Genomic DNA, 19,712 nt, shown 5'->3' on the forward strand with positions numbered 1-19,712 from the left:
GGATCGCGGGCGGATGCGGGCGCGGGTTGCGCGTGGGGTCTCGGCGGTGGGATTTACCGCGTCGCGGCTTGCGCCGCTCCTACAGGGGCTGCGGATGGTTGCGTGGTGCGGTGTGCGCTCAACAAAGGTTGCAGCGGAACCTGCCAGATGTTGTAGAGCGAGTTGTCCCAGGCCTGGATGCGGGCCAGGTCCGCCGCGGTCTGTTCGCGGGTGCGCGGGTAGGTCACCGGTTGGCTGCGTTCGCTGCTGAAATACAGGGTCGACAGGTCGGGGCTCAGGCGCGGTTCGGCGTCGGAGCCGCTGCTGTTGACGCGGTCGCCGAGCCATTGCGGAACGCCCCAGCCGGCGCCGTCGCGGAACACCACGAACAGGTCCATCGAGGCGGTGGCCGGGGCGCGGCGCGAGCCGAAGATCAGGAAGGATTGGTCCGGCGCCACCGCCGGGTCGACGTCGCTCTGTTCGCCGCCGCTGAACGGCAACGGCTGCGGTTCGTCGTAGTCGCCGTCGCGCAGGCGCGCGCTGAACAACTGGAAGTAGCCGGTCTTGGCGTTGGGGTGCATGAAGTACAAGGTGCCGTCGGCGGCGATGCTCGGCGCGTAGACCGAGTCGTTGCGGTTGATCCGGTCCGGCAGGCGCTCGGGTTCGCTCCAGCCGTGGGCGGTGCGGCGCACGCGCCACAGCGCGCTGCCCTTGCCGGGCCAGGTCTTGCCGTTGTAGTGGCCGTCGCGCGGCGGCTCGCCGGGGCGCGCGGGACGGTTGGAGACGTAGACCAGATAGGAACCGTCCGGCGCCATCGCCGGCTCCATGTCGGTCCACTCGCCGGAGAACGGCGCGATCCGCGGCGCGCTCCAACCGCGTGCGCTGCGATGCGATTCCATCACTACCGCGACCTCCGGCGCCTGGCGGCCGAAGAACACGGTGGCGCCGTCGGGCGAGAACGCCGGCGCGGCGTCGTGGGCGGGGCCGGAGATCACGCCGGCGGCGAACACCGTCGGCGTCGGATCCGGCGCGGCGGCGGCGCACAGGGCCGAAGCGAACAAACCGAAAGCGGACAGCAACGCCACGCCGGACAGGCCGGCGCGCAGACGGACGGAAACGCGCATGCGCGGATACTCCGGAGAGCGGAAGGCGAACGGCGCGTTCGCGGGCGGCGCCGTTCCGTGGCCGGATGGGTTGTCGCTGGATGCGCGGCTCACGCTAGGGCGGCGCGCAGGCGGCGGCATGTGCCGCTCGTCATTGCGGTTTCGCGGGATTTTTGCGTGGTTTTCGCGCGAGGCGCGGCGCGAGGGGCTGGCGTTTTTCGCCAGTGATTTATGTCAGCGCGATCGGTGGCGGCGGTGGGTCGGCCGGCCGGAGGTGTAGCGTCTCGGCGGTGGCGAGGGCCGGGTCGCGGCTTGCGCCGCTCCTACAGGTAGCTGCGGAGGGTTGCGTTGCGACTGTAGGAGCGGCGCGAGCCGCGACCGCGCAACGTCCGGTCGCGGCGAAAGCCGATGAAGACTCTGCGTCGCACAGCGGCGGTCGCGTACGACCGCCGCCCGCCCGCGCAGACGCTCAGTACGACACGCGCAACGTCACGCCATACGTCCGCGGCGCGCCGAGGAACGCGTTCCACGACCCGGTCTGCAACGGCGCGTCGAAGCCGACCTGCTTGTACTCCTCGTCGAACAGGTTCAGCGCCCAGGCTTCGACCATCCAGCGCCGGTTCTTGGCGCCGATGCCGACGCGCGCGTTGACCACGGTGTAGGCCGATTGGGCCTTCTCCGGATCCAGGTCCGAACCGGTGTTGTAGTCGGAGGAATACTTGGCGCCGATGTTGAAGCGGCCGATCAGGTCGGGGCCGAAACCCCATTGGTAGGTCACCGCCGCCGAGGCCGACCACAGCGGCGCGAAGCTGGCGCGCGCGCCGGGCAGCTTGGCCAGGTCGGCGTCGGGCAGCGGATCCTTGCCGTATTGGGTGTCGGCGTACATCACGCCGCCTTGCAGCATCAGGCCCTTGATGCCGGTCTGCCACAGCACTTCGGTGTCGATGCCCTGCGACACCACTTCCGGGATCGAGCGCACCACGAAGCTGGTGCCGAGGAAGCTGTTGAGCTGGAAGTCGCTGTAGGTCTGGTGGAACAAGGTCGCGTTGAGCAGCAGGTTGCCGCCGGCCCAGGTGGTCTTGGCGCCGAGCTCGTAGCTGTCGACGAACTCGCCCGGGAACGAGGTGTCGTTGACCGGGGTGATGCCCGCGGTGCCCGCCGACAGGCCGTTCGACGACTGCACTCGGTCGAGGTTGAAGCCGCCGGCCTTGTAGCCGCGCGCGGCCGAGGCGTAGCCCATGACGTGCTCGTTCCAGCGGTACGCGGCCTTGATCGTGCCCGACCATTCCTTCTCGTCGCGCTCCTGGCTGGTGACCCGGCCGTTGTGCAGGGTGTTGGCCCACGGCAGGCACATGAAGCCGATCACCTGCGGCACCAGCGCGCTGAGCGCCGCCAGCGGCACCCCGCGCGCGGCCAGCGCCTGGCCGACCCGGGTCGGATTGGCCAGGCCGGCGCCGCAGCCGAGGCCGCCGTTGGGATTGCTGTAGACCGAATCGAGTTCCTTGTTTTCCTTGGTGTAGCGCAGGCCGACGGTGAGGTCGAGCTTGTCGGTCGCGTGCCAGGTGTTGTTGGTGAACAAGGCCACGCTCTTGCTGTTCTGCTGGTAGCGGTCGAGCGCGCCGAGGCCGCCGAAGCTGCTGCCGAACGGGCGCCCGCTGGCCTGCGACAGGAAAGTAGCGGCGTTGGCGGTGTTGACCACGCCGGCCGGGAAGCGCGCGGCGATCTGGCTCAGCACCGCGGTCGACAGGTACGGCTCATAGGCCGAGCCCAGGCTGTAGGAATCGTTGCGCTTGAGGTCTTCGTCGGAATAGAACAGCCCGACCATCCAGTCGAGCTTGTCGGTCGCGCCGGTCAGGCGCAGTTCCTGGCTGAACTGCTTGAAGCCGGTGAAGGATTCGTCCGCGTTGGGATTGCGGTAGATCATGTCGGCGGTGGTGAAATCGAAGTCCAGGCCGTTGATCGCCTGCCAGTCGCGCGCGGCGGTGATCGAGGTCAGGGTGGCGCCGCCGAACCAGGGAGTGATCCAGTTGATTTCGGCGGAAACGCCCTTGTCCTTGATGTCCTGGGTGGTCGGCCGGTTGCTCCAGGCGCGGCGCGCGAACGGATCGGCGACCGGCGCCACGCCGGTGCCGCCGACCAGCGCGTTGATGATCGCCGAGGTCGGCCCGCGCACCGTGGTCAGGCCGACGCAGCAGTTCTCCTCGCGGCTGCTGTAGTCGGCGATCAGGTTGATGTCGAGCTTGTCGTTCGGCTCGAACAGCAACTGGCCGCGCAGGGTGTGGAAGTTCTGGTCGCCGTCCTCGCGCTCGCCGCGCGGGCCGCGGCCGACTTCGACGTCGGTGAAGCCGTCGCGCTTGCGCTTGGCGCCGTAGACGCGGAACGCGGCGTTGTCGCCGAGCGCGGTGTTGAACGAGCCGGCCGCGCCGACCGCGCCGTAGTCGCCGATGGTCAGCTCGCCCTCGACCTTGGTGTTGTAGTCGGGGCGGCGGCTGATGACGTTGATGACGCCGGCCGAGGTGTTCTTGCCGAACACCGTGCCCTGCGGGCCCTTGAGCACTTCGATCCGCTCGATCTCGCCGAGGTCGCCGAAGCCGACGCCGTTGCGCGGGCGGTAGACGCCGTCGATGACCACGCCGACCGACGATTCCAGGCCTGCGTTGTCGCCGACCGTGCCGATGCCGCGGATGCGCGCCACCGTCTGCACTTCGCTCTGGGTGCTGCTGACGGTCAGACCGGGCACCAGCAGCTGCACGTCCTTGATGTCGCGCACGCCGGTGTCCTGCAGCAGTTGCTCGGGCAAGGCGGTGATCGAGATCGGCACGTCCTGCATCGCCTCCTCGCGCTTCTGCGCGGTGACGGTGAGGCCGGCCAGGGTCTTGGCCTCCTCGTCCTGCGCCGGCGCGGGCGATTGCGCGTGCGCGGCGGCGGACGCGGCCAAACTCAAGGCGACAGCAAACGACAAGGTCTTGCGACCTGGCAGGCGAGCGAGCATCGGACATTCCCCTCTGTGACGACGTTCCGGCGAAACCTCAGGACTTCTCTGTCTGGCGACGGCAGCGATCTGCACGCTGCGCGCGCTTCCTATGCGCAAGGCATCCACGACGTATACGCGATCGGCGGGGGAAGACGGCCGGGTGACGTGGGACGCACTTTGATGCTGGAAATTAGCACGCAATACGCTGCCGTCATGTCGCGTCGCAACACCTTTGTTTCGGCAAACAATTGCGTGGCGTGCGCACGAACGTTCGGAAAAACGTTCGAACGCATCGCGCTGCGCGGGCGACGGCGGTCGCATGCCCGCTTCGGTTCTGCACGTCGCGAGCGGAGCCAGTTCCGTGACTCACGTCGCCGCGGCGATGAGGCCGCGCGCAGGTCCTAGGGTCGTTCCTAGCTGGTCCCCTGCCCTCGCCGCGCCTGCAATGGACCGCGACCGCCGCCGCGGCGCGATGCACGCGGCGCACGACCAGGAGAACGGCTCATGGACAGCGTCAACGGCAGTTCGGGCACGTCCGGCACGGCCTCGGCCTCGCACGCCAACGACAGCGCGTCGCTCGGCGCGCAAGCCGAACCGAGCGCGGCGCAGACCCGCGAAGACGAACTGCGCGATGCGCTGGAGAGCAATCCCGACGCGGTGGCCGCGCTCGGCGCGCTGACCGCCGCGCCGAGCTACGCCGCGCTCAGCGTCGAGCAGCAAGTCGAGGCCTTGAACGCGTTCGCGGCGACGCCGAACCTCGCCACCGCCACCTACCTGCAAGGCGCCGCCGAACAGACCCTGGACCCGCAGGCCACGCCGAGCGCGCTGACGCCCGACGCCGGCACCCTGACTCTCGACGGGCAGACCTACAGCATCCGCAACGGCGAACTGATCGGCGCCGACGGCGCGGTCGCCGGCAGCATCCGCAACGACGGCCAGGTCCAGCTCAACGCCGACACCGCGCCGCGCAGCGTCTACGACGACATCAACACCCGCGTGCAACTGCGCGAACTCGGTCCGGACCAGCAGATGCGCGACCTGGTCAACCTGCACGCGGCCGATCCGAACGGTCGCCTGGACAACCCCAACATCAACCGCGAAATGGCGCGGCTGGCGACCGCGACCATCGCCCAGGCGCGGCGCGAGGCGATGGACATGCGCGTGGTCAGCGATTTCCGCAGCGTCGAGGAACAGAACGCGCTGTACGCGCAAGGCCGCACCGCGCCGGGCCGGATCGTCACGAACGCCACCGGCGGCAGTTCCTGGCACAACTACGGGCTGGCGGTCGACGTGGCCTTCAACGACGCGCGCGGCCAGCCGAGCTGGCCCGACAACGCCCACTGGGACCGCTACGGCGAGATCGCCGCGGCGCGCGGACTGGAATGGGGCGGCAACTGGCGCGGCATCAACGATCGCCCGCACATCGAATACCACCCCGGCCTCGGCGCCGGCGAGGCGCGCACGATGCTGCCGGGCTATCGCCAGGGCGGCCTGCAGCAGGTCTGGAACCAGCTCGGGCTCGGCGCGCGCTGAGCCGCGCGGCGGCGGCGCGGCCCGGCCGGCGCGCAGCGCAGACCGAACCCCGGCGCGGCCCGCGCCCGAACGCGCGCACGCGACGCCGGCCGCGTGCGCCTGCGCGCGGCCCGACTAGGGTCGTTCCTAGCTGGCATCGTCGTCGCGCTTGGCGTGCAATGCGTGGCTTCGCGTGCGATCCTCGCCGCGGTCCGGGGGGACGTTCTGCACATGCAGCCGCCACAACACGGCGCCACCATAAACGCATAAGCGCGCTCGAACGCGCATCGCGGCCGCCAAGGCCGCTCCGCCACACTTCTTCGGTATCGCATGAAAACCACTCTCGGCGTAGCGCTTACGCCACCGACCGCGGCCGCGCTGATCGCCGGCGCCTGCCTGCTGGCGGCCGCGTTCCTGCCGTCCCGCCCAGCCCGCGACCTGCCGCGCAGCGCCGCGGTGGCGTCGACCCAGCCCTGCCGCGCCGCGCGCGCGAACCGGCCCGCGGCGAGCGCGCACGCGCGCCGCGCGGACGACTATCCCTTCGACGAAGCCGCCGAAGCGGCGCAGGCCGCGCGGCGCCCCGCGGCCGCGGCCGCAGCCGGCCACGCCGCCAGCGGCCAGCGCTGAGCGCGTCGCCGCGGCGGGTGCGCGGCGCTCAGCCGGCGCCGGCGGGCGCGTCGGCCAGACGGCTGTGGCGGATACCGTATCCGAAGTACACCGCGCAGCCGATCAGCAGCCACAGCGCGAAGCGCTCGTAGGTGATCCACGGCAGGCCGGCGATCAGCCACAGCGAAAACCCGATCCCGATCAGCGGCACCCACGGCGCGAACGGGGTGCGGAACGGCCGCTCCAGCTCGGGCCGGGTCCGCCGCAGCACCAGCACCGCGCTGCAGATCACCACGAACGCGCACAGCACGCCGATGTTGACCAGCTTGGCCAGCTCTTCCAGGGTGAACAAACCGGCCGCCAGCGCCGCGACCGCGCCGATCAGCCAGGTGGTGCGCCACGGCGTACGCCAGCGCGGATGGGTCTGGCCGAACCAGCCCGGCAGCAGCCCGTCGCGCGCCAGCGCGAACCAGATCCGCGCGCCGGCCATCAGGTTGGCGAAGATCACGCTGGTGATCCCGCAGATCGAGGCCAGCGAAATCGCCACCATCACCCGCGGCAGGCCGATCGCGGCGAAGGCGTTGGCGACCGGCGCGTCGTTGTCGAGGCTGGCGTAGGACACGATCCCGGTCAGCACCAGGCAGATGCCGACGTACAGGGTCATCGCGATGGCCAGCGACAGCACCACCGCGCGCGGCAGGTCGCGCTGCGGGTTCAGCGCTTCCTCGGCCGCGGTGGTCATCATTTCGTAACCGAACACGGCGAAGAACACGATCGAGGCGCCGGTGACCACGCCGCCGAAGCCGAACGGCATGAACGGCTGCCAGCGCGCCGGATCGACGAAGGCCGCGCCGGCGGCGATCACCAGCACCGCCGCGCCGATCTTGATCGCCACCACCACGGTGTTGAAGCGCGCGCCGGCCTGGGTGCCGAACGCCAGCAATGCGGTGATCGCCAGCGATACGAACACCGCCGGCAGGTTCAACACCTGCCCCGGCACGTCGCCGAAGTACGCGCCGCGCGCCCACAGCGGCAACTCCACGCCGGCCGCGGCCAGCAGCGCTTGCACATAACCCGACCAGCCCACCGCCACGACCGCGGCGATCAGCGCGAACTCCAGCAGCAAGTCCCAGCCGATCAACCAGCCGGCGAATTCGCCGAGCACCGCATAGCCGTAGGTGTAGGCGCTGCCCGACACCGGGATCAGCCCGGCGAACTCGGCGTAGCACAAGGCCGCCGCCGCGCTGGCGACGCCGGCGATCAGGAACGACAGCACCACCGCCGGCCCGGCGTGGCCGGCGGCGACGGTGCCGGTCAGCACGAAGATGCCGACGCCGATGATGCCGCCGAGGCCGATCGCGGTCAGATGCCACAGCCCGAGCACCCGCCGCAGCTCGCCGCGCGCCTGCGCCTGGCGTTGCAGTTGTTCGACCGATTTGCGGCGCAGCATGCGGGCGGTGAGGCGCATCGGAACTCCCGGCGGCGAAGGTCCGGGCGATGCTCGCACCGGCGCGGCGCGCGGGACTAGTCGCGCTTGCCCTGCTCGCATGCGGATGTCCGCACAATCGCCCGCCGAGTGCGCGCCAGCGGCCGTTGCGGCGCCGGCCTCAACCGTCGGTCGAGCGGGTCACCGCTTCCCAGCGCTCGAATTCCTGCAGCAGCGCGGCGGTTTTCTCGCGCACCAGCCGCAGCGCATCGCTGCCGAGCAACAGATGCGCGGGCGGCGCGGGGCTGTCGAGGATGTGCAGCAGCGCCTGCGCGGCCTTGTCCGGGTCGCCGAGCTGTTGGCCGCTGGTTCGTTCGCGCCGCTCGCGCACCGGGTCGAACACCGCGTCGTAGTCGCTTATCGAGCGCGGCGTGCGCACCATCGAGCGGCCGGCCCAGTCGGTGCGGAACGAGCCCGGCGCGACCGCGGTGACATGGATGCCCAGCGCCGCGACTTCCTGGCACAGCGCTTCGCCGATGCCTTCCAGCGCGAACTTGCTGCCGCAGTAATAGGCGATGCCCGGCATGGTGATGAATCCGCCCATCGAGGTGATGTTGAGGATGCGGCCGCGGCGACGCGCGCGCATGCCGGGCAGCACCGCTTTGATCATCGCCACCGCGCCGAACACGTTGACCTCGAACTGGCGCCGCAGTTGTTCCAGCGGCGACTCCTCCAGCACGCCTTCGTGGCCGTAGCCGGCGTTGTTGACCAACGCGTCGATCGCGCCGATATCGGTTTCGATGCCGTCGACCACAGCCGGAATCGCGTCGAAATCGGTGACGTCGAGCAGACGCGCATGCGCCCGCCCCGGCGCCAGCGCCTCGAACGCGCGCGCCGCGTCGGCGTCGCGCAGCGTGCCCACGACGCGATGCCCCGCCGCCAACGCGGCCTGGGCCAGGGCGCGGCCGAAGCCGCTGCCGACACCGGTGATCAGGATCAGCTTCGGGTGTTCCATGATGCGCTCCAAGAACGAAAGAGAGCGCACAATACGTAACGACCGGCGCCCGGATAAGGCGCATACCGCTCATGGAATTGCCTATTCCTATGAACCCGACCCTGACCTCCCTGACCCCGCTCGCCCGCCTCCTGGCGCCGCAGGAGGGCTACAACCTGACCGCCCTGGACGGTGTCCGGATGCTGCGCTCGGACCGGCCGCTGGCGCGCACGCCGGTGCTCTACGACCCCGGCATCGTGATCGTGTTCCAGGGCCGCAAGCGCGGTTACTTCGGCCAGCGCACTTACGTCTACGACGCGCACCAGTACCTCGCGGTGTCGGTGCCGGTCCCGTTCGCGATGGAAACCGATGCCAGCGCCGAAGCGCCGTTGCTGGCGCTGTACCTGCACCTGGACTTCGCCCTGGCTGCGGAGCTGACCCTGGAGATCGGCCGCCACGGCGGCGCCGGCGACGCCGAACCGCAGAGCATGCTGTCGAGTCCGCTCGACGAGGCGATGCAGTGGTCGCTGCTGCGCCTGCTGCGGGCGCTGGCCGATCCGCTCGAAGCCGCGGTGCTGGGCCCGCAGTTGCTGCGCGAGCTGTACTACCGCGTGCTCACCGGCCCGCAAGGCCCGACCCTGCGCTCGGCCCTGGCCATGCAGGGCCGCTTCGGCAAGATCGGCAAGGCGCTGCGCCGCATCCACGCCGGCTACGCGCAAGCGCTCGACGTGGCCGAACTGGCGCACGAAGCCGGCATGAGCGCGCCCTCGTTCCACAGCCACTTCAAGGCGGTGACCTGCACCTCGCCGATGCAATACCTCAAATCGATCCGGCTGCATCAGGCGCGCCTGCTGATGGTCCGCGAAGGCATGACCGCGGCCGCCGCCTGCCACGCCGTGGGATTCGAAAGCGGCTCGCAGTTCAACCGCGAATTCAAGCGCCTGTTCGGCCTGACCCCGGCGCGCGAAGCGCGGCGCATGCGCGCGAGCTTCGCCCTGCCGCGGCCGCCGCCGGGTTCGGCCTTCGTTTCCTCGCATTGACGCCGCGGCGCGCGCGTCAGCCCATCGACAGCAAGCGCCACGCCAGCCACGCCGGCACGCCGAGATAGAACGCCGCGCGCGCCAGCCATTCCAGCGCATCGCGCACGCCGGCCGCGTGCGCCGGGCGCAACGCGACGGCGGCGGCGACCAGCGCTTCCGTCGCCACCCGCAACACCGCCGAGAACAGCATCAGGCCGATCGCCCACGACGCCCACCAGATCAGCAGGCCGGCGAGGTAAGCGCCAAGCCCGTAGCTGTAGTACTCGCCGAACGTACCGCCGAAGGCGATGACCTGATGCAGGCGGAACGCGACCAGCGCCAGCAGCAGCGGAAACAGCGCGAACTTCGCCAGCGGATGATCGAGCCGACGCCGGCGCGCATCGGCGCGCGCTTCGGCCCACGCGGCGCGCGCGGCGGCGGCGCGGCCTTCCCAGCGGATCGGCGCGCCGCTCGCGGCCAAGCGGCGCAGCAAGGCCTGCGGGCGGGTCACGGCGAGGCTGCGGGTCCACAGCGGGCCGGCGGCCAGACGCAGGTCGACGCCGCTGCGCGGCAGCGCGATCCACCACGGCCGCAAGGCCGCGATCGACGCCACCGGCAATTCGATGCGTTGCCGGCGCCGCTCCAGCACCAGCGACCCGTCTTCGACCCGCACCCGCGCGGCGAACGCGCGCTCGATCGCCCATGCGGCCACCGCCGGCGCCACCACCGCCGCGGCGAATAGGCGCAACTGCGCCAACGACTGCACCTGCAAGCCGATCCGGGTCAGCATGTCGAACCCGAGCCACAGCAGCCCCGCGCCCGCGCACAGCCGCAGCGCGCCGCCCAGCGCGCGCCACGCCGGCGTCAGCACGGCGGCTTCGATGGTCGGTTCGGTGCGCGGCGCAGCGCTGGCGCGGCGGCGCGCAGCCCGCCACAACGCCAGCGCGGCCAGGGCCAGCAGCAGCGCGGCGCCGGCGCGGCCGACCCAATCGCCCCAGCGCACCATCAGCGTCGGCGCCGGATCGCGCGCGGCGACGAACGCGGTCAGCACCGCCTGATCGCCCATCGACGTCTTGGCCAACACCTCGCCGGTGTCGTCGATGATCGCGCTGAGCCCGTTGCTGGTGACGCGCACCTGCGGCAGCCGGGTTTCGATGCTGCGGAACGCCGCCACCGCCAGATGCAAGCGCGCGCCGGCCGGGTACGCGGTGAACCAGGAATCGTTGGACATGCCGATGATGGCCTGGGCGCCTAGCCGCGCGCCGTCGATGGCCAGATCGCTGTGCACATCGTCGAGGCAGATCAGCGGCACCACGTTGACCTCGCGCCCGTCGGCGCTGCGCAGCGGCAGCACGCGCGCGCCGTCGCCGCGCTGCCAGCCGCCGGTCCACGGCAGCCAGCGGCGCAGGCGCGGGCCGTCGAGCCACGGCGGCACGTATTCGGTCAGCGGGAACGGATGGGTCTTGCGGTACATGCCGAGCAAGCCCTTGCCGGGCTCCAGGAACGCGGCCGCGTTGTACTCGCCCTGCCCGTCGCGGTCGTAGGTGCCGAACACCAGCGGCACGCCCGCGGCGTCGACGAAGCCGCGGATCTCGGCGTCCAGCGCTTCGCCGTCGGCGCTGCGCGGATGGCCGTAGCTGGTCGGATACACGGTTTCCGACCACAGCAGCGCATCGGCGCCGTGATCGCGCAGCGCCGACCACGACAGCGCGTAATGGGTGTCGAGCACCTTGCGCACCACGGCGTAGGCGCCGATTTCCTTACGCAGGCGTTCGTAGTCGGTGATGCTGGCCTGGATCATCGCCACGCGCAGGGTCGGCGCGTCGGCCGGCGGCGCTTGCAAGGCCTCACGTCGGATCAAGCCGTAGCCAGCGAGGCAGGCGACGATCATCGTGGCGAGCGCGAGCGGCCTGGCGATCGCACGCAGGCCGTCGCGGCGCCGCTGAATCGCCGCGAGCGCCGCTTCGTTGACCAGCAACAACGCGAAGGTCAAACCGGCGGCGCCGCCGAGGTCGGCCGCCTGCCGCAACAGCGCGGACGGATACAGCCCATGCGCCAGCGTGTCGCCGAGCAGCTTCGGCACCAGCCATTCGCAGGCCACCCACGCCGAGGCCGCGGCCAACGCGCGCACCACCGGGCCGTGACGCCGCCCCGCCCATTGCCGCACCGCGGCGTAGGCGAGGAACTGCGGTTGCAGCAGCGGCGCGCACGCCAGCAACACCAGCGTGGCGGTCGATGCGTTCGCGCCGATGTAAGCGCCGATGGCCGCGCCGAACCAGTAGAACACCGCGGCGACGAAGGCCACGCTCATCAGCGCCGCGTTCGCCAGCGTGCGCAGCATCGGGCGCTCGCGCTCCAGCGTCGCCAGCCACGGCGCCAATGCGACGAAGCCCAACGGCCACGCGTAGCCGCCGCGGGCGTACGCGCAGAGCAAGACCGCGCTGGCGAAAATGCCGGCGACGCTGCGCCAGCGCGATGAGGACCAGCGCTCCTGGATCAAGTCGAAACACTCCGTGTCGCGGCGCCGGTGCGCGTTGGGCCGTACCTGGAAACCCGCCTGTCCGTTATCCGCGCGGCGGAATCCGTATCTGCCGCTGCGGCATGCCGGGCGGCGCCAGCTCCGGCGTCACGATCCGGTCTTCCGGCATCGCCAGCGGCCGCCCGCGCGCGTCGCGCAGGACGAAACCCGGCGCGAACATCAGCACCGGTTCGATCGGCACGCCTTCGTCGGTGACCTGATGATGGCGCACATAGCCCGCGGGCAAAGGATAACCGTCCGGCACCGCCAGCCCGAGCAGCGGCGGACTGGTGCCGGGCGGATTGAACGCGCCCAGGCCGGTGCGCACGCCGGCCTGCTGCAAGGCCTGGATGACTTGCGCGCCGGTGGGCTCGGGATCGCCGGGACGGAAGTACCCGGCGAGGTCGTCGGGATCGTTGCCGGGCACGGCCGCCTCCTGCTGCGGCGCCGCCGCGGGCGCGGCCGCGCGCGCGGCGGGCGCGCCGCCCGCCGGCTGCGCCGGCGCGTCCTCGTGGCGCGGGCTGGCATGCGCGCCGCGCACCGAGTCGGGCTGCAGCCACCAGCCCGCCAGCGTCACCGCGACGGCCACGGCGATCGCCGCCATCCAGCGCCGCTGGCCGTCGCCGGGCGGCGCGGGTCGGTCGATCACGCGCAGGCCTTCGCCGTCCGCGCGGGACGGCGAAGGATCTTTGCTACGAGGTTCGGTCAAGACTCAATGCTCCTGTACGCGAATCACGGACTGGCCGGCTGATACACCGACAACGCCCAGCCCATCCGCTCATGTCCGAACTGGTTCCAGATCGGGCTGCGGCCGTTGCTGAAAGTCGAATAGCGCGGCGCGCCGCTGCCGGTGGTGCCGCCCCACAGCCCCGCCGACACGGTGCCGCCGGTGTAGGTCGGATGGGTGTCGTCGGACTGGATGTAGTCGTAGGAACTCGACCCGGTCACGAACTTGGTGTTGGCGTCGCGCAAGGTCGCGCGCAGCGTCGTCGCGGTGCGGTTGACGTAGCTGGCCTCGCTTTCGCCGGCCACGTAACGCAGCGCGTCGGAATCGACCAGGCCGTCGCCGTTGCTGTCGTAGTCCGCGCCCATGTACTGGGCGAAGCTGTCGACGCACTTGAAGCCCTTCTGGCGCGCGTATTCGCACATCCAGTAGTTCATCTTGGCGATCGCCGGCAGGAACCGGTCGCGCATGTTCACGGTCTGGCCGGTGCCGGCGTCGCGGCACGAGCTCTGCACGTTGTCGGCGGCGTAGCCGGGGTAGTACAGGTTCGAGATCACCTTGAGCTTGACGTTCGGGCTCGCGTTGGCGTTGATGTAGTCCATCGCCGCGGCCACGTAGGTCTTGCAGGAGTTGATCGCCGCGTCCATGCCGCTGTAGTCGCAGGTGCCGGTCTGCGACTTGAACGCCGAGCGCGCCTGCAGGCCGTCGTTGCCGCACATCTCGAAGCTCACGATGCGGGTCGAGACGGCCTGCATGTACGAGCGCTCGGCGACGATCTTGTTCTCGTAGACGTCGCGCGCGACCGCGCCGGACTTGGCCCGGCGGACGTTCTCGATGTCGGCGTTCCAGCGCGCCGACAGGTATTCGGCGTCGACCGTCGGCGCCGAGTACTTGGCCGCGTTGCTGATCGAACCGTTGTAGCCGGCGAAGATCGAATCGCCGTAGGCGACGCTGCGGTAGGTGGTGCTGGTGCCGGCCCGGTCGATGGTCCACGACACGTTCTGGTTCAGCGTGCTGGCCAGGGCCGGGGCCGACAGCGCGAGCAGCGCCGCGGCCGGGAGCAGCCGTGCCGCGGTGTTGCGGTAAAGAGTCTTCATCCTTGTCCCCTTCGAGATGGTGTGCGCGGAGCACCCGCAGGTGCCCGGTGAGAAAACGCCAGACAGCGATCCACGACGGGCCCGCTCGCGGGCCCGGTTCACGACGAAACCGGTTCATGAGTCTTCGCGACGAGGACGCCCGAGACGTCGCGGCACCGCCCCCTGCCATCGCCCCCGGACGCTAGCGTACGGTTCTGCGGGCACGCAATGTGCGCTGCAACAGTCGCGGGGGGCTGCATCACGTTTTGGCGAATGCGGCGCGGGAATCGTTGCGGCGGCCGGTGCGCGGGCGCGACGCGGGTCGGCTCGGCCATCGCGGCGGTTGCCGTGCCGAAGCTCGCGCGCGAAGCTGTGCGCCGCTATCGGGACCGCAGGCGTGCAGCGATGATCGACGACAGCCCCTGCGGCCCGCACGGGCCGAACGCGGACGGCGCGCGCGCGGCGCTGGCCGGGTTCCTCGCCGAACTGGACGCCGGCAGGGCGGCCCTGGACGAAGCCTTCCACTTCGACGACCGCGCCGCGGTCAAGCCCGCCTACGACGCGCTGATGCGTCTTGCCGATACGCACGGCGCTGTGGCGTCGGCGCTGAAGGCGCAGCGCGCGCCGTCCGCCGACGCCAACGGCGGCGGCGACGAAACGATCCGGACCGTCGAAGAAATCCTGGCGGTGTTGCGCGACATGGCCGGCGGCGCCGGACGCTATCACGCCGAGTCCGGCCGGCTCGCCCGCTTGCAGTCGCAGCTCGCGGATGCGCTCGCGCGCATGAGCGGCTGAGGCCTCGCCCGTCGGCCGCCGCCGCGGCGACCGCACCGGACGCAACGCATCGCCGAATCGCACGACCGGGCGCATCCCCGCCGCACCGAAGCCGCGAACGGCTGGCCGCCGCCCGCGCCCCTTGCCGTTGACGACAACGGGAACAGACCGCCGCCCCAGGAAGGGCTCATCGCCATGCCGATCAACTACATCCCCAACGATCCTCGCGCGAAGAAGTTCAACCGCTCGCGCAAGCAAACGGCGATCAAGAACCGGCCCGCGAAAGACGCGCAATTGACCTTCCGCGCGCTCCCCGGCCAAAAACCCTATGCGGAAGGCGGCCTGGATTGGCTGGCGTGGCAAGTCCGGGAATCGTCGCTGCGCGCGCTGGCCGCGTTCGAAAAGATCGACGGGCCGCTCGCGCGCTGGCCGCGGACCGCCGCGGCGAAATCCTTGCCCGTGACCCTGGTCCGCGGCCAGGAGGCCAATGCCTACTACTCCGGCGGAGAACTGGTGTTTTGCCGGGTCCGCCGCGGCAACAAGGACCACTACACCGGAGCCAGCGCCGATGTCGTGGCGCACGAAGTGGGGCATGCGCTGCTCGACGCGCTGCGGCCGGAATTGTGGGACATCCAGTTCATCGAGGTCGCGGCGTTCCACGAATCCTTCGGCGACTGCATCGCGCTGCTCAGCGCGCTCGCCGACAAGGACATCCGCAACGACATCGTCGCCGGCAACGGCTTGAACCGGCGCAACCACCTGGAAACCTGGGGCGAGCAACTCGCATGGCTGGCGGGACCGGACAACGTCCCGCGGCAGATGCTCAACGACTTGCAGTGGCATTTCCCGAGCAAGGACGACGAGATCCACGACTTCGGGCAGATCTTCACCGGCTGCTTCTACGACCTGATCCGCTTCCGGCTCGCCGCCGCCAAGACCCGCAGCGAAAAGACCCTGTGGAACGCAGCGCAAAGCGCCGCCCGCCTGCTGTTCGCCGCCGCGCGCAAGGCCCCGGTGACGCCGCGGTTCTTCCAGGCGCTGGGCCGGGTGATGGAGATCGAATCGGTGCGCGATCGCGCGCTGCACGCCGCGGTGCGGCAGGCGTTCGGCCGCCACGGCATCGCGCTCGGCAGCGCCGCCATCCTCAGTCCGAAAGCTACGCTCGCGGGCAAGGCCGGATCGGCGCGGGCGCAGTGGCGTCCGTCCGACGACGGTCTCGACGACCTGCGCAACCGCACCGGCGCGGGCGACGCGGTGCCGCTGTGCCTGCGTCCGCTGCAACTGGGCGGCCACGAACTCGTCGAAGCGACCTACCCGCGCGCGATCGACATCGGCCGGCGCCTGTCCGGCGCGCTCAAGGGCGGCGCGCTCAAGGGTGCTGCTCTTAAGGGTGTGCAAGCGTTCGCAGCGGAAGGCGTGCTGCTCGGCCGGATGAAGCCGGCGACGAGCGCGGCGCGGACCTCCAGCGTAGCGATCCTGACCGCCCTGCCCGACGCCGTCGCGACCGAGAACGAAGTGATGGAGTTCGTCGCCGGCTTGGTCGAACGCAAGCAAGTCGCGGCGAAGGTTCCCGCGCCGCGTGCCGCGGGCGCGCAGCGCCGGACCAAGGCGGCCATGGCCGCCGCAAGCGCAGCGAGCGTCGGCGACGAGCCGCCGGGCACAACGCATCGGGTCGTGGACACCGAAGACGGCAGACGCGTTCTGAAGCGGCTGCGATTCGCGTGCGCTTGCCGCGAACGGCGCTGACGGGCGTCGACGCACGGCGCGTGCGCGCCGCGAACGCGAGCGGAAACTAGCGCGCGGAAAAACGCCGGCGGACCAGGACCTCGCCATCCGGCGACTCGGCCACCGAATGCGTCGCGCCGGCTTTCGGTTCGCCCGCGTCCCTCTGAACCTGTCCCGCCTTTTCCAGCGTCCGGCGGAACAGCTTTTGTTCGCCTTTGCCGGGACGCTTCGCCTTGGCAGCGCGTTTGCTCGGCCTGGTCGCCATCGGGGCTTGCCGCCTCCCCCGCCTCGCGGGGAAATCAATGCTTGACAAGCTAGCACGGCATATGCAGGCGGACAACGCAAGCGCGGTGTCGCCCGCCCGATCCGCCAGACGCCGGATCGCATAGCGCTTCTGCCGCGCGTTCCAGGCAAAATCGACGCTCCCGCCGCTGCCGCCGGGAACCAGAACGGGAACGGGAACGCCAGCCAGGCCAGCCGTTCCCAACCGGGACGAGGGTCAGCGCACCTTCCGCGACCGCCTGCGTCCCCGCGCCGCTCCGGTCCGGCCGCGCCGCGCGACAAGACGGCGTGCCTGACCGGCCTTAGTTGTCCATACTCGTCGGCACTCAGTGGTTCCGAAAACCAAAGCCTTGAATCAAATGCAAAAAAGCCAGAAACCCAGCGCCGGCAAGAGCGCCGAAGAACACACCCCGCTGATGAAGCAATTCTTCGCCGCCAAGAACGAGCACCCCGATGTGCTGCTGTTCTTCCGCATGGGCGATTTCTACGAACTGTTCTACGACGACGCGCGCAAGGCAGCGCGCCTGCTCGACATCACCCTGACCCAGCGCGGCGCCTCGGCCGGCCAGCCGATTCCGATGGCGGGCGTGCCGCACCACTCCGCCGAAGGCTATCTGGCGCGCCTGGTCGCGCTCGGCGAGTCGGTGGCGATCTGCGAGCAGATCGGCGACCCGGCCCTGGCCAAGGGCATCGTCGAACGCAAGGTGGTGCGCATCATCACCCCCGGCACGGTCACCGACGAGGCGCTGCTCAACGAGCGCCGCGACACGCTGCTGCTGGCGGTGTCGCGCGGCAAGAGCGGCTGGGGCCTGGCCTGGGCCGACTTGGCCGCGGGCCGTTTCCTGGTCAACGAAGTCGCCAGCGAAGACGCGCTGGAAGCCGAACTGGCGCGGCTGGAGCCGGCCGAAACGCTGATGCCCGACGAAGACGGCTGGGGTGCGTTCGTGTCGCAGCGCAGCGGCGTGCGCCGGCGCGCGCCGTGGCTGTTCGACGTCGACAGCGGCCGCCGCCAGTTGCTGCGCTTCTTCGGCCTGCACGACCTGTCCGGCTTCGGCCTGGAAGACAAGCCGCTGGCGGTCGCCGCCGCGGCCGCGCTGCTGGGCTATGTCGAGGAAACCCAGAAGCAGCGCCTGCCGCACCTGACTTCGATCGCGGTCGAATCCGGCGACGGCGCCATCGCCATGAACGCGGCCACCCGCCGCCATCTGGAGCTGGACAGCCGCATCGACGGCGACAGCCGCACCACCCTGCTCGGCGTGCTCGACAGCACGGTCACGCCGATGGGCGGACGCCTGCTGCGGCGCTGGCTGCACCGGCCGCTGCGCGACCGCGCCGCGTTGCGCCACCGCCATCAGGCCGTGGCCACGCTGATCGAGAGCCGCGCCGGCGACGAGGTGCGCGAACGCTTCCGCGCGCTCGGCGATCTGGAGCGCATCCTCTCGCGCATCGCCCTGCGCAGCGCGCGCCCGCGCGACCTGTCGACCCTGCGCGACGGCCTCGGCCTGCTGCCCGACGTGCGCGGCCTGCTGCGCCCGCTCGACGCGCCGCGGCTGAGCGCGCTGGCCGCCGAACTCGGCGAGCACGACGCCCACGCGCATCTGCTGGCCGAAGCGATCGTGCCGCAGCCGCCGGTGCTGGCGCGCGACGGCGGCGTGTTCGCGCCCGGCTACGACGCCGAACTCGACGAGCTGCGCACGCTGTCGACCAACGCCGACCAGTTCCTGGTCGACCTGGAAGCGCGCGAGCGCGCCGCCAGCGGCATCGCCACGCTCAAGGTCGGCTACAACCGCGTCCACGGCTATTACCTGGAAGTCAGCAAGGCCCAGGCCGACAAGGCGCCGACCCACTACACCCGCCGCCAGACCCTCAGCAACGCCGAGCGCTACATCACCGAGGAGCTCAAGCAGTTCGAGGACAAAGTGCTGTCGGCGCGCGAACGCGCGCTGGCGCGCGAGCGGCTGCTGTACGAACAACTGCTCGACGCGCTCAACGAACGCCTGGAGCCGCTCAAGCGCTGCGCCGCGGCGCTGTCGGAGCTGGACGTGCTGTGCGCGTTCGCCGAACGCGCCGCCAGCCTGGACTGGTCGCAGCCGGAGCTGACCGAAGCGCCGGGCCTGAGCATCCTGCGCGGCCGCCATCCGGTGGTCGAGGCGGTGCGCAACGATCCGTTCGAGCCCAACGACCTGGTGCTCGACGACAGCAACGGCCGCCGCATGCTTGTCATCACCGGCCCGAACATGGGCGGCAAGTCGACCTACATGCGCCAGAACGCGCTGATCGTGCTGCTCGCGCACATCGGCAGCTTCGTGCCGGCATCGCGCGCGACGATCGGCCCGGTCGACCGCATCCTGACCCGCATCGGCGCCGGCGACGACCTCGCCCGCGGCCAGTCGACCTTCATGGTCGAGATGAGCGAAACCAGCTACATCCTGCACCACGCCACCGATTGCTCGCTGGTGCTGATGGACGAGATCGGCCGCGGCACCTCGACCTACGACGGCCTGGCCCTGGCCGAGGCCTGCGCGCGCCACCTCGCCCACCACAACCGCGCCTACACCTTGTTCGCGACGCATTACTTCGAACTGACCGCTCTGGCCGAACCCGGCAACGGCATCGCCAACGTGCATCTCGACGCGGTCGAGCACGGCGAGCAGCTGGTGTTCATGCACGCGGTCAAGGACGGCCCGGCCGACCGCAGCTTCGGCCTGCAGGTGGCGGCGCTGGCGGGGTTGCCGAAGTCGGTGGTCAAGCAGGCGCGTGGGCGTTTGATCGAACTGGAGAACCAGGGCCGCGAGACGCCGAAGCCGTCGTTCGCCAAGGCCGCGCTGGATGCGCCGCAGCAGTTCGGCCTGTTCGCCGCGCCGTCGTCGGCGGCGCTGGATGCGCTGGCCGAAGTGGATCCGGACGAGCTGACGCCGAAGCAGGCCTTGGAGGCGCTGTATCGGATCAAGGCGCTGGCCTGATCTTCGTATGGGAGGGCCTTCAGGCCCTCCCGCACCA

At 70.7% G+C, this 19,712-nt stretch carries 14 protein-coding genes; 6 read left to right on the plus strand and 8 right to left on the minus strand.

The genetic code is table 11. The features are described 5' to 3' along the window. Window positions 1–53: 53 nt before the first annotated feature. Both JHW38_RS07010 and JHW38_RS07015 read right to left on the minus strand, forming a co-directional pair. Entirely contained in the window at window positions 54–1,103 is a 1,050-nt protein-coding gene (locus JHW38_RS07010) for a PD40 domain-containing protein (RefSeq protein WP_207525257.1), read from the minus strand. 448 nt (window positions 1,104–1,551) lie between these two features. Next, entirely contained in the window at window positions 1,552–4,074 is a 2,523-nt protein-coding gene (locus tag JHW38_RS07015) for a TonB-dependent receptor (RefSeq protein WP_207525258.1), read from the minus strand. Window positions 4,075–4,560: 486 nt separating this feature from the next. On the opposite strand from JHW38_RS07015, the gene JHW38_RS07020 reads away from it, so the two are divergent. Both JHW38_RS07020 and JHW38_RS07025 read left to right on the plus strand, forming a co-directional pair. Then, window positions 4,561–5,589 (plus strand): M15 family metallopeptidase, encoded by a 1,029-nt coding sequence (locus JHW38_RS07020; RefSeq protein ID WP_207525259.1) that lies wholly within the window; start codon window positions 4,561–4,563, stop codon window positions 5,587–5,589. A gap of 309 nt (window positions 5,590–5,898) precedes the next feature. Then, window positions 5,899–6,195 (plus strand): hypothetical protein, encoded by a 297-nt coding sequence (locus JHW38_RS07025; protein ID WP_207525260.1) that lies wholly within the window; start codon window positions 5,899–5,901, stop codon window positions 6,193–6,195. A 28-nt stretch (window positions 6,196–6,223) separates the two neighbouring features. On the opposite strand, the gene JHW38_RS07030 is transcribed toward JHW38_RS07025, so the two are convergent. Both JHW38_RS07030 and JHW38_RS07035 read right to left on the minus strand, forming a co-directional pair. Beyond that, the gene (locus tag JHW38_RS07030; protein ID WP_207525261.1) at window positions 6,224–7,642 is read right to left on the minus strand and encodes an amino acid permease; all 1,419 of its coding nucleotides are present in this window, start codon (window positions 7,640–7,642) and stop codon (window positions 6,224–6,226) included. A gap of 139 nt (window positions 7,643–7,781) precedes the next feature. Beyond that, window positions 7,782–8,615 carry an oxidoreductase gene (locus JHW38_RS07035; RefSeq protein ID WP_207525262.1) on the minus strand — a complete coding sequence of 278 codons (834 nt, stop codon included), beginning with the start codon at window positions 8,613–8,615 and terminating at the stop codon, window positions 7,782–7,784. A gap of 89 nt (window positions 8,616–8,704) precedes the next feature. Here JHW38_RS07035 and JHW38_RS07040 point away from each other — a divergent pair, with 89 nt between their 5' ends. Continuing rightward, complete coding sequence (locus tag JHW38_RS07040) at window positions 8,705–9,634, plus strand: AraC family transcriptional regulator (RefSeq protein WP_207525263.1); 930 nt, start codon at window positions 8,705–8,707, stop codon at window positions 9,632–9,634. Window positions 9,635–9,650: 16 nt separating this feature from the next. Here JHW38_RS07040 and lnt read toward each other — a convergent pair whose 3' ends face one another. From lnt to JHW38_RS07055, 3 genes are all read right to left on the minus strand, one after another. Then, window positions 9,651–12,113 carry an apolipoprotein N-acyltransferase gene (lnt, locus tag JHW38_RS07045; RefSeq protein ID WP_207525264.1) on the minus strand — a complete coding sequence of 821 codons (2,463 nt, stop codon included), beginning with the start codon at window positions 12,111–12,113 and terminating at the stop codon, window positions 9,651–9,653. 64 nt (window positions 12,114–12,177) lie between these two features. Then, complete coding sequence (locus JHW38_RS07050; RefSeq protein WP_207525265.1) at window positions 12,178–12,840, minus strand: hypothetical protein; 663 nt, start codon at window positions 12,838–12,840, stop codon at window positions 12,178–12,180. A 23-nt stretch (window positions 12,841–12,863) separates the two neighbouring features. Next, entirely contained in the window at window positions 12,864–13,952 is a 1,089-nt protein-coding gene (locus JHW38_RS07055) for a hypothetical protein (RefSeq protein ID WP_207525266.1), read from the minus strand. Between the two features lie 207 nt (window positions 13,953–14,159). Between JHW38_RS07055 and JHW38_RS07060 the strand changes: the two genes are divergently transcribed. Both JHW38_RS07060 and JHW38_RS07065 read left to right on the plus strand, forming a co-directional pair. After that, window positions 14,160–14,726, plus strand: coding sequence for a hypothetical protein (locus JHW38_RS07060; protein ID WP_207525267.1), 567 nt, complete (start codon window positions 14,160–14,162; stop codon window positions 14,724–14,726). 174 nt (window positions 14,727–14,900) lie between these two features. Then, a complete protein-coding gene (locus JHW38_RS07065) occupies window positions 14,901–16,451 on the plus strand; it encodes a hypothetical protein (RefSeq protein WP_207525268.1) in 1,551 nt (516 codons plus the stop codon). Window positions 16,452–16,497: 46 nt separating this feature from the next. Here the strand turns inward: JHW38_RS07065 and JHW38_RS07070 are convergent, their stop codons facing one another. Beyond that, window positions 16,498–16,695 (minus strand): hypothetical protein, encoded by a 198-nt coding sequence (locus tag JHW38_RS07070; protein ID WP_207525269.1) that lies wholly within the window; start codon window positions 16,693–16,695, stop codon window positions 16,498–16,500. 376 nt (window positions 16,696–17,071) lie between these two features. On the opposite strand from JHW38_RS07070, the gene mutS reads away from it, so the two are divergent. Beyond that, complete coding sequence (gene mutS / locus JHW38_RS07075; RefSeq protein ID WP_242691370.1) at window positions 17,072–19,675, plus strand: DNA mismatch repair protein MutS; 2,604 nt, start codon at window positions 17,072–17,074, stop codon at window positions 19,673–19,675. The last annotated feature ends 37 nt before the right edge of the window (window positions 19,676–19,712 follow it).

The sequence above is a fragment of the Lysobacter enzymogenes genome (assembly GCF_017355525.1).
GTDB classification, from domain to species: Bacteria; Pseudomonadota; Gammaproteobacteria; order Xanthomonadales; family Xanthomonadaceae; genus Lysobacter; species Lysobacter enzymogenes_C.

Bases quoted from the DNA above. Each gene is read 5' to 3' on its own strand.
- JHW38_RS07060 (WP_207525267.1), top strand. From the start codon at position 14,160: ATGTGCGCTGCAACAGTCGCGGGGGGCTGCATCACGTTTTGGCGAATG.
- JHW38_RS07025 (WP_207525260.1), top strand. From the start codon at position 5,899: ATGAAAACCACTCTCGGCGTAGCGCTTACGCCACCGACCGCGGCCGCG.
- JHW38_RS07020 (WP_207525259.1), top strand. From the start codon at position 4,561: ATGGACAGCGTCAACGGCAGTTCGGGCACGTCCGGCACGGCCTCGGCC.
- JHW38_RS07040 (WP_207525263.1), top strand. From the start codon at position 8,705: ATGAACCCGACCCTGACCTCCCTGACCCCGCTCGCCCGCCTCCTGGCG.
- JHW38_RS07055 (WP_207525266.1), bottom strand. From the start codon at position 13,952: ATGAAGACTCTTTACCGCAACACCGCGGCACGGCTGCTCCCGGCCGCG.
- JHW38_RS07035 (WP_207525262.1), bottom strand. From the start codon at position 8,615: ATGGAACACCCGAAGCTGATCCTGATCACCGGTGTCGGCAGCGGCTTC.
- JHW38_RS07010 (WP_207525257.1), bottom strand. From the start codon at position 1,103: ATGCGCGTTTCCGTCCGTCTGCGCGCCGGCCTGTCCGGCGTGGCGTTG.
- JHW38_RS07015 (WP_207525258.1), bottom strand. From the start codon at position 4,074: ATGCTCGCTCGCCTGCCAGGTCGCAAGACCTTGTCGTTTGCTGTCGCC.
- JHW38_RS07070 (WP_207525269.1), bottom strand. From the start codon at position 16,695: ATGGCGACCAGGCCGAGCAAACGCGCTGCCAAGGCGAAGCGTCCCGGC.
- JHW38_RS07065 (WP_207525268.1), top strand. From the start codon at position 14,901: ATGCCGATCAACTACATCCCCAACGATCCTCGCGCGAAGAAGTTCAAC.
- JHW38_RS07030 (WP_207525261.1), bottom strand. From the start codon at position 7,642: ATGCGCCTCACCGCCCGCATGCTGCGCCGCAAATCGGTCGAACAACTG.
- mutS (WP_242691370.1), top strand. From the start codon at position 17,072: ATGCAAAAAAGCCAGAAACCCAGCGCCGGCAAGAGCGCCGAAGAACAC.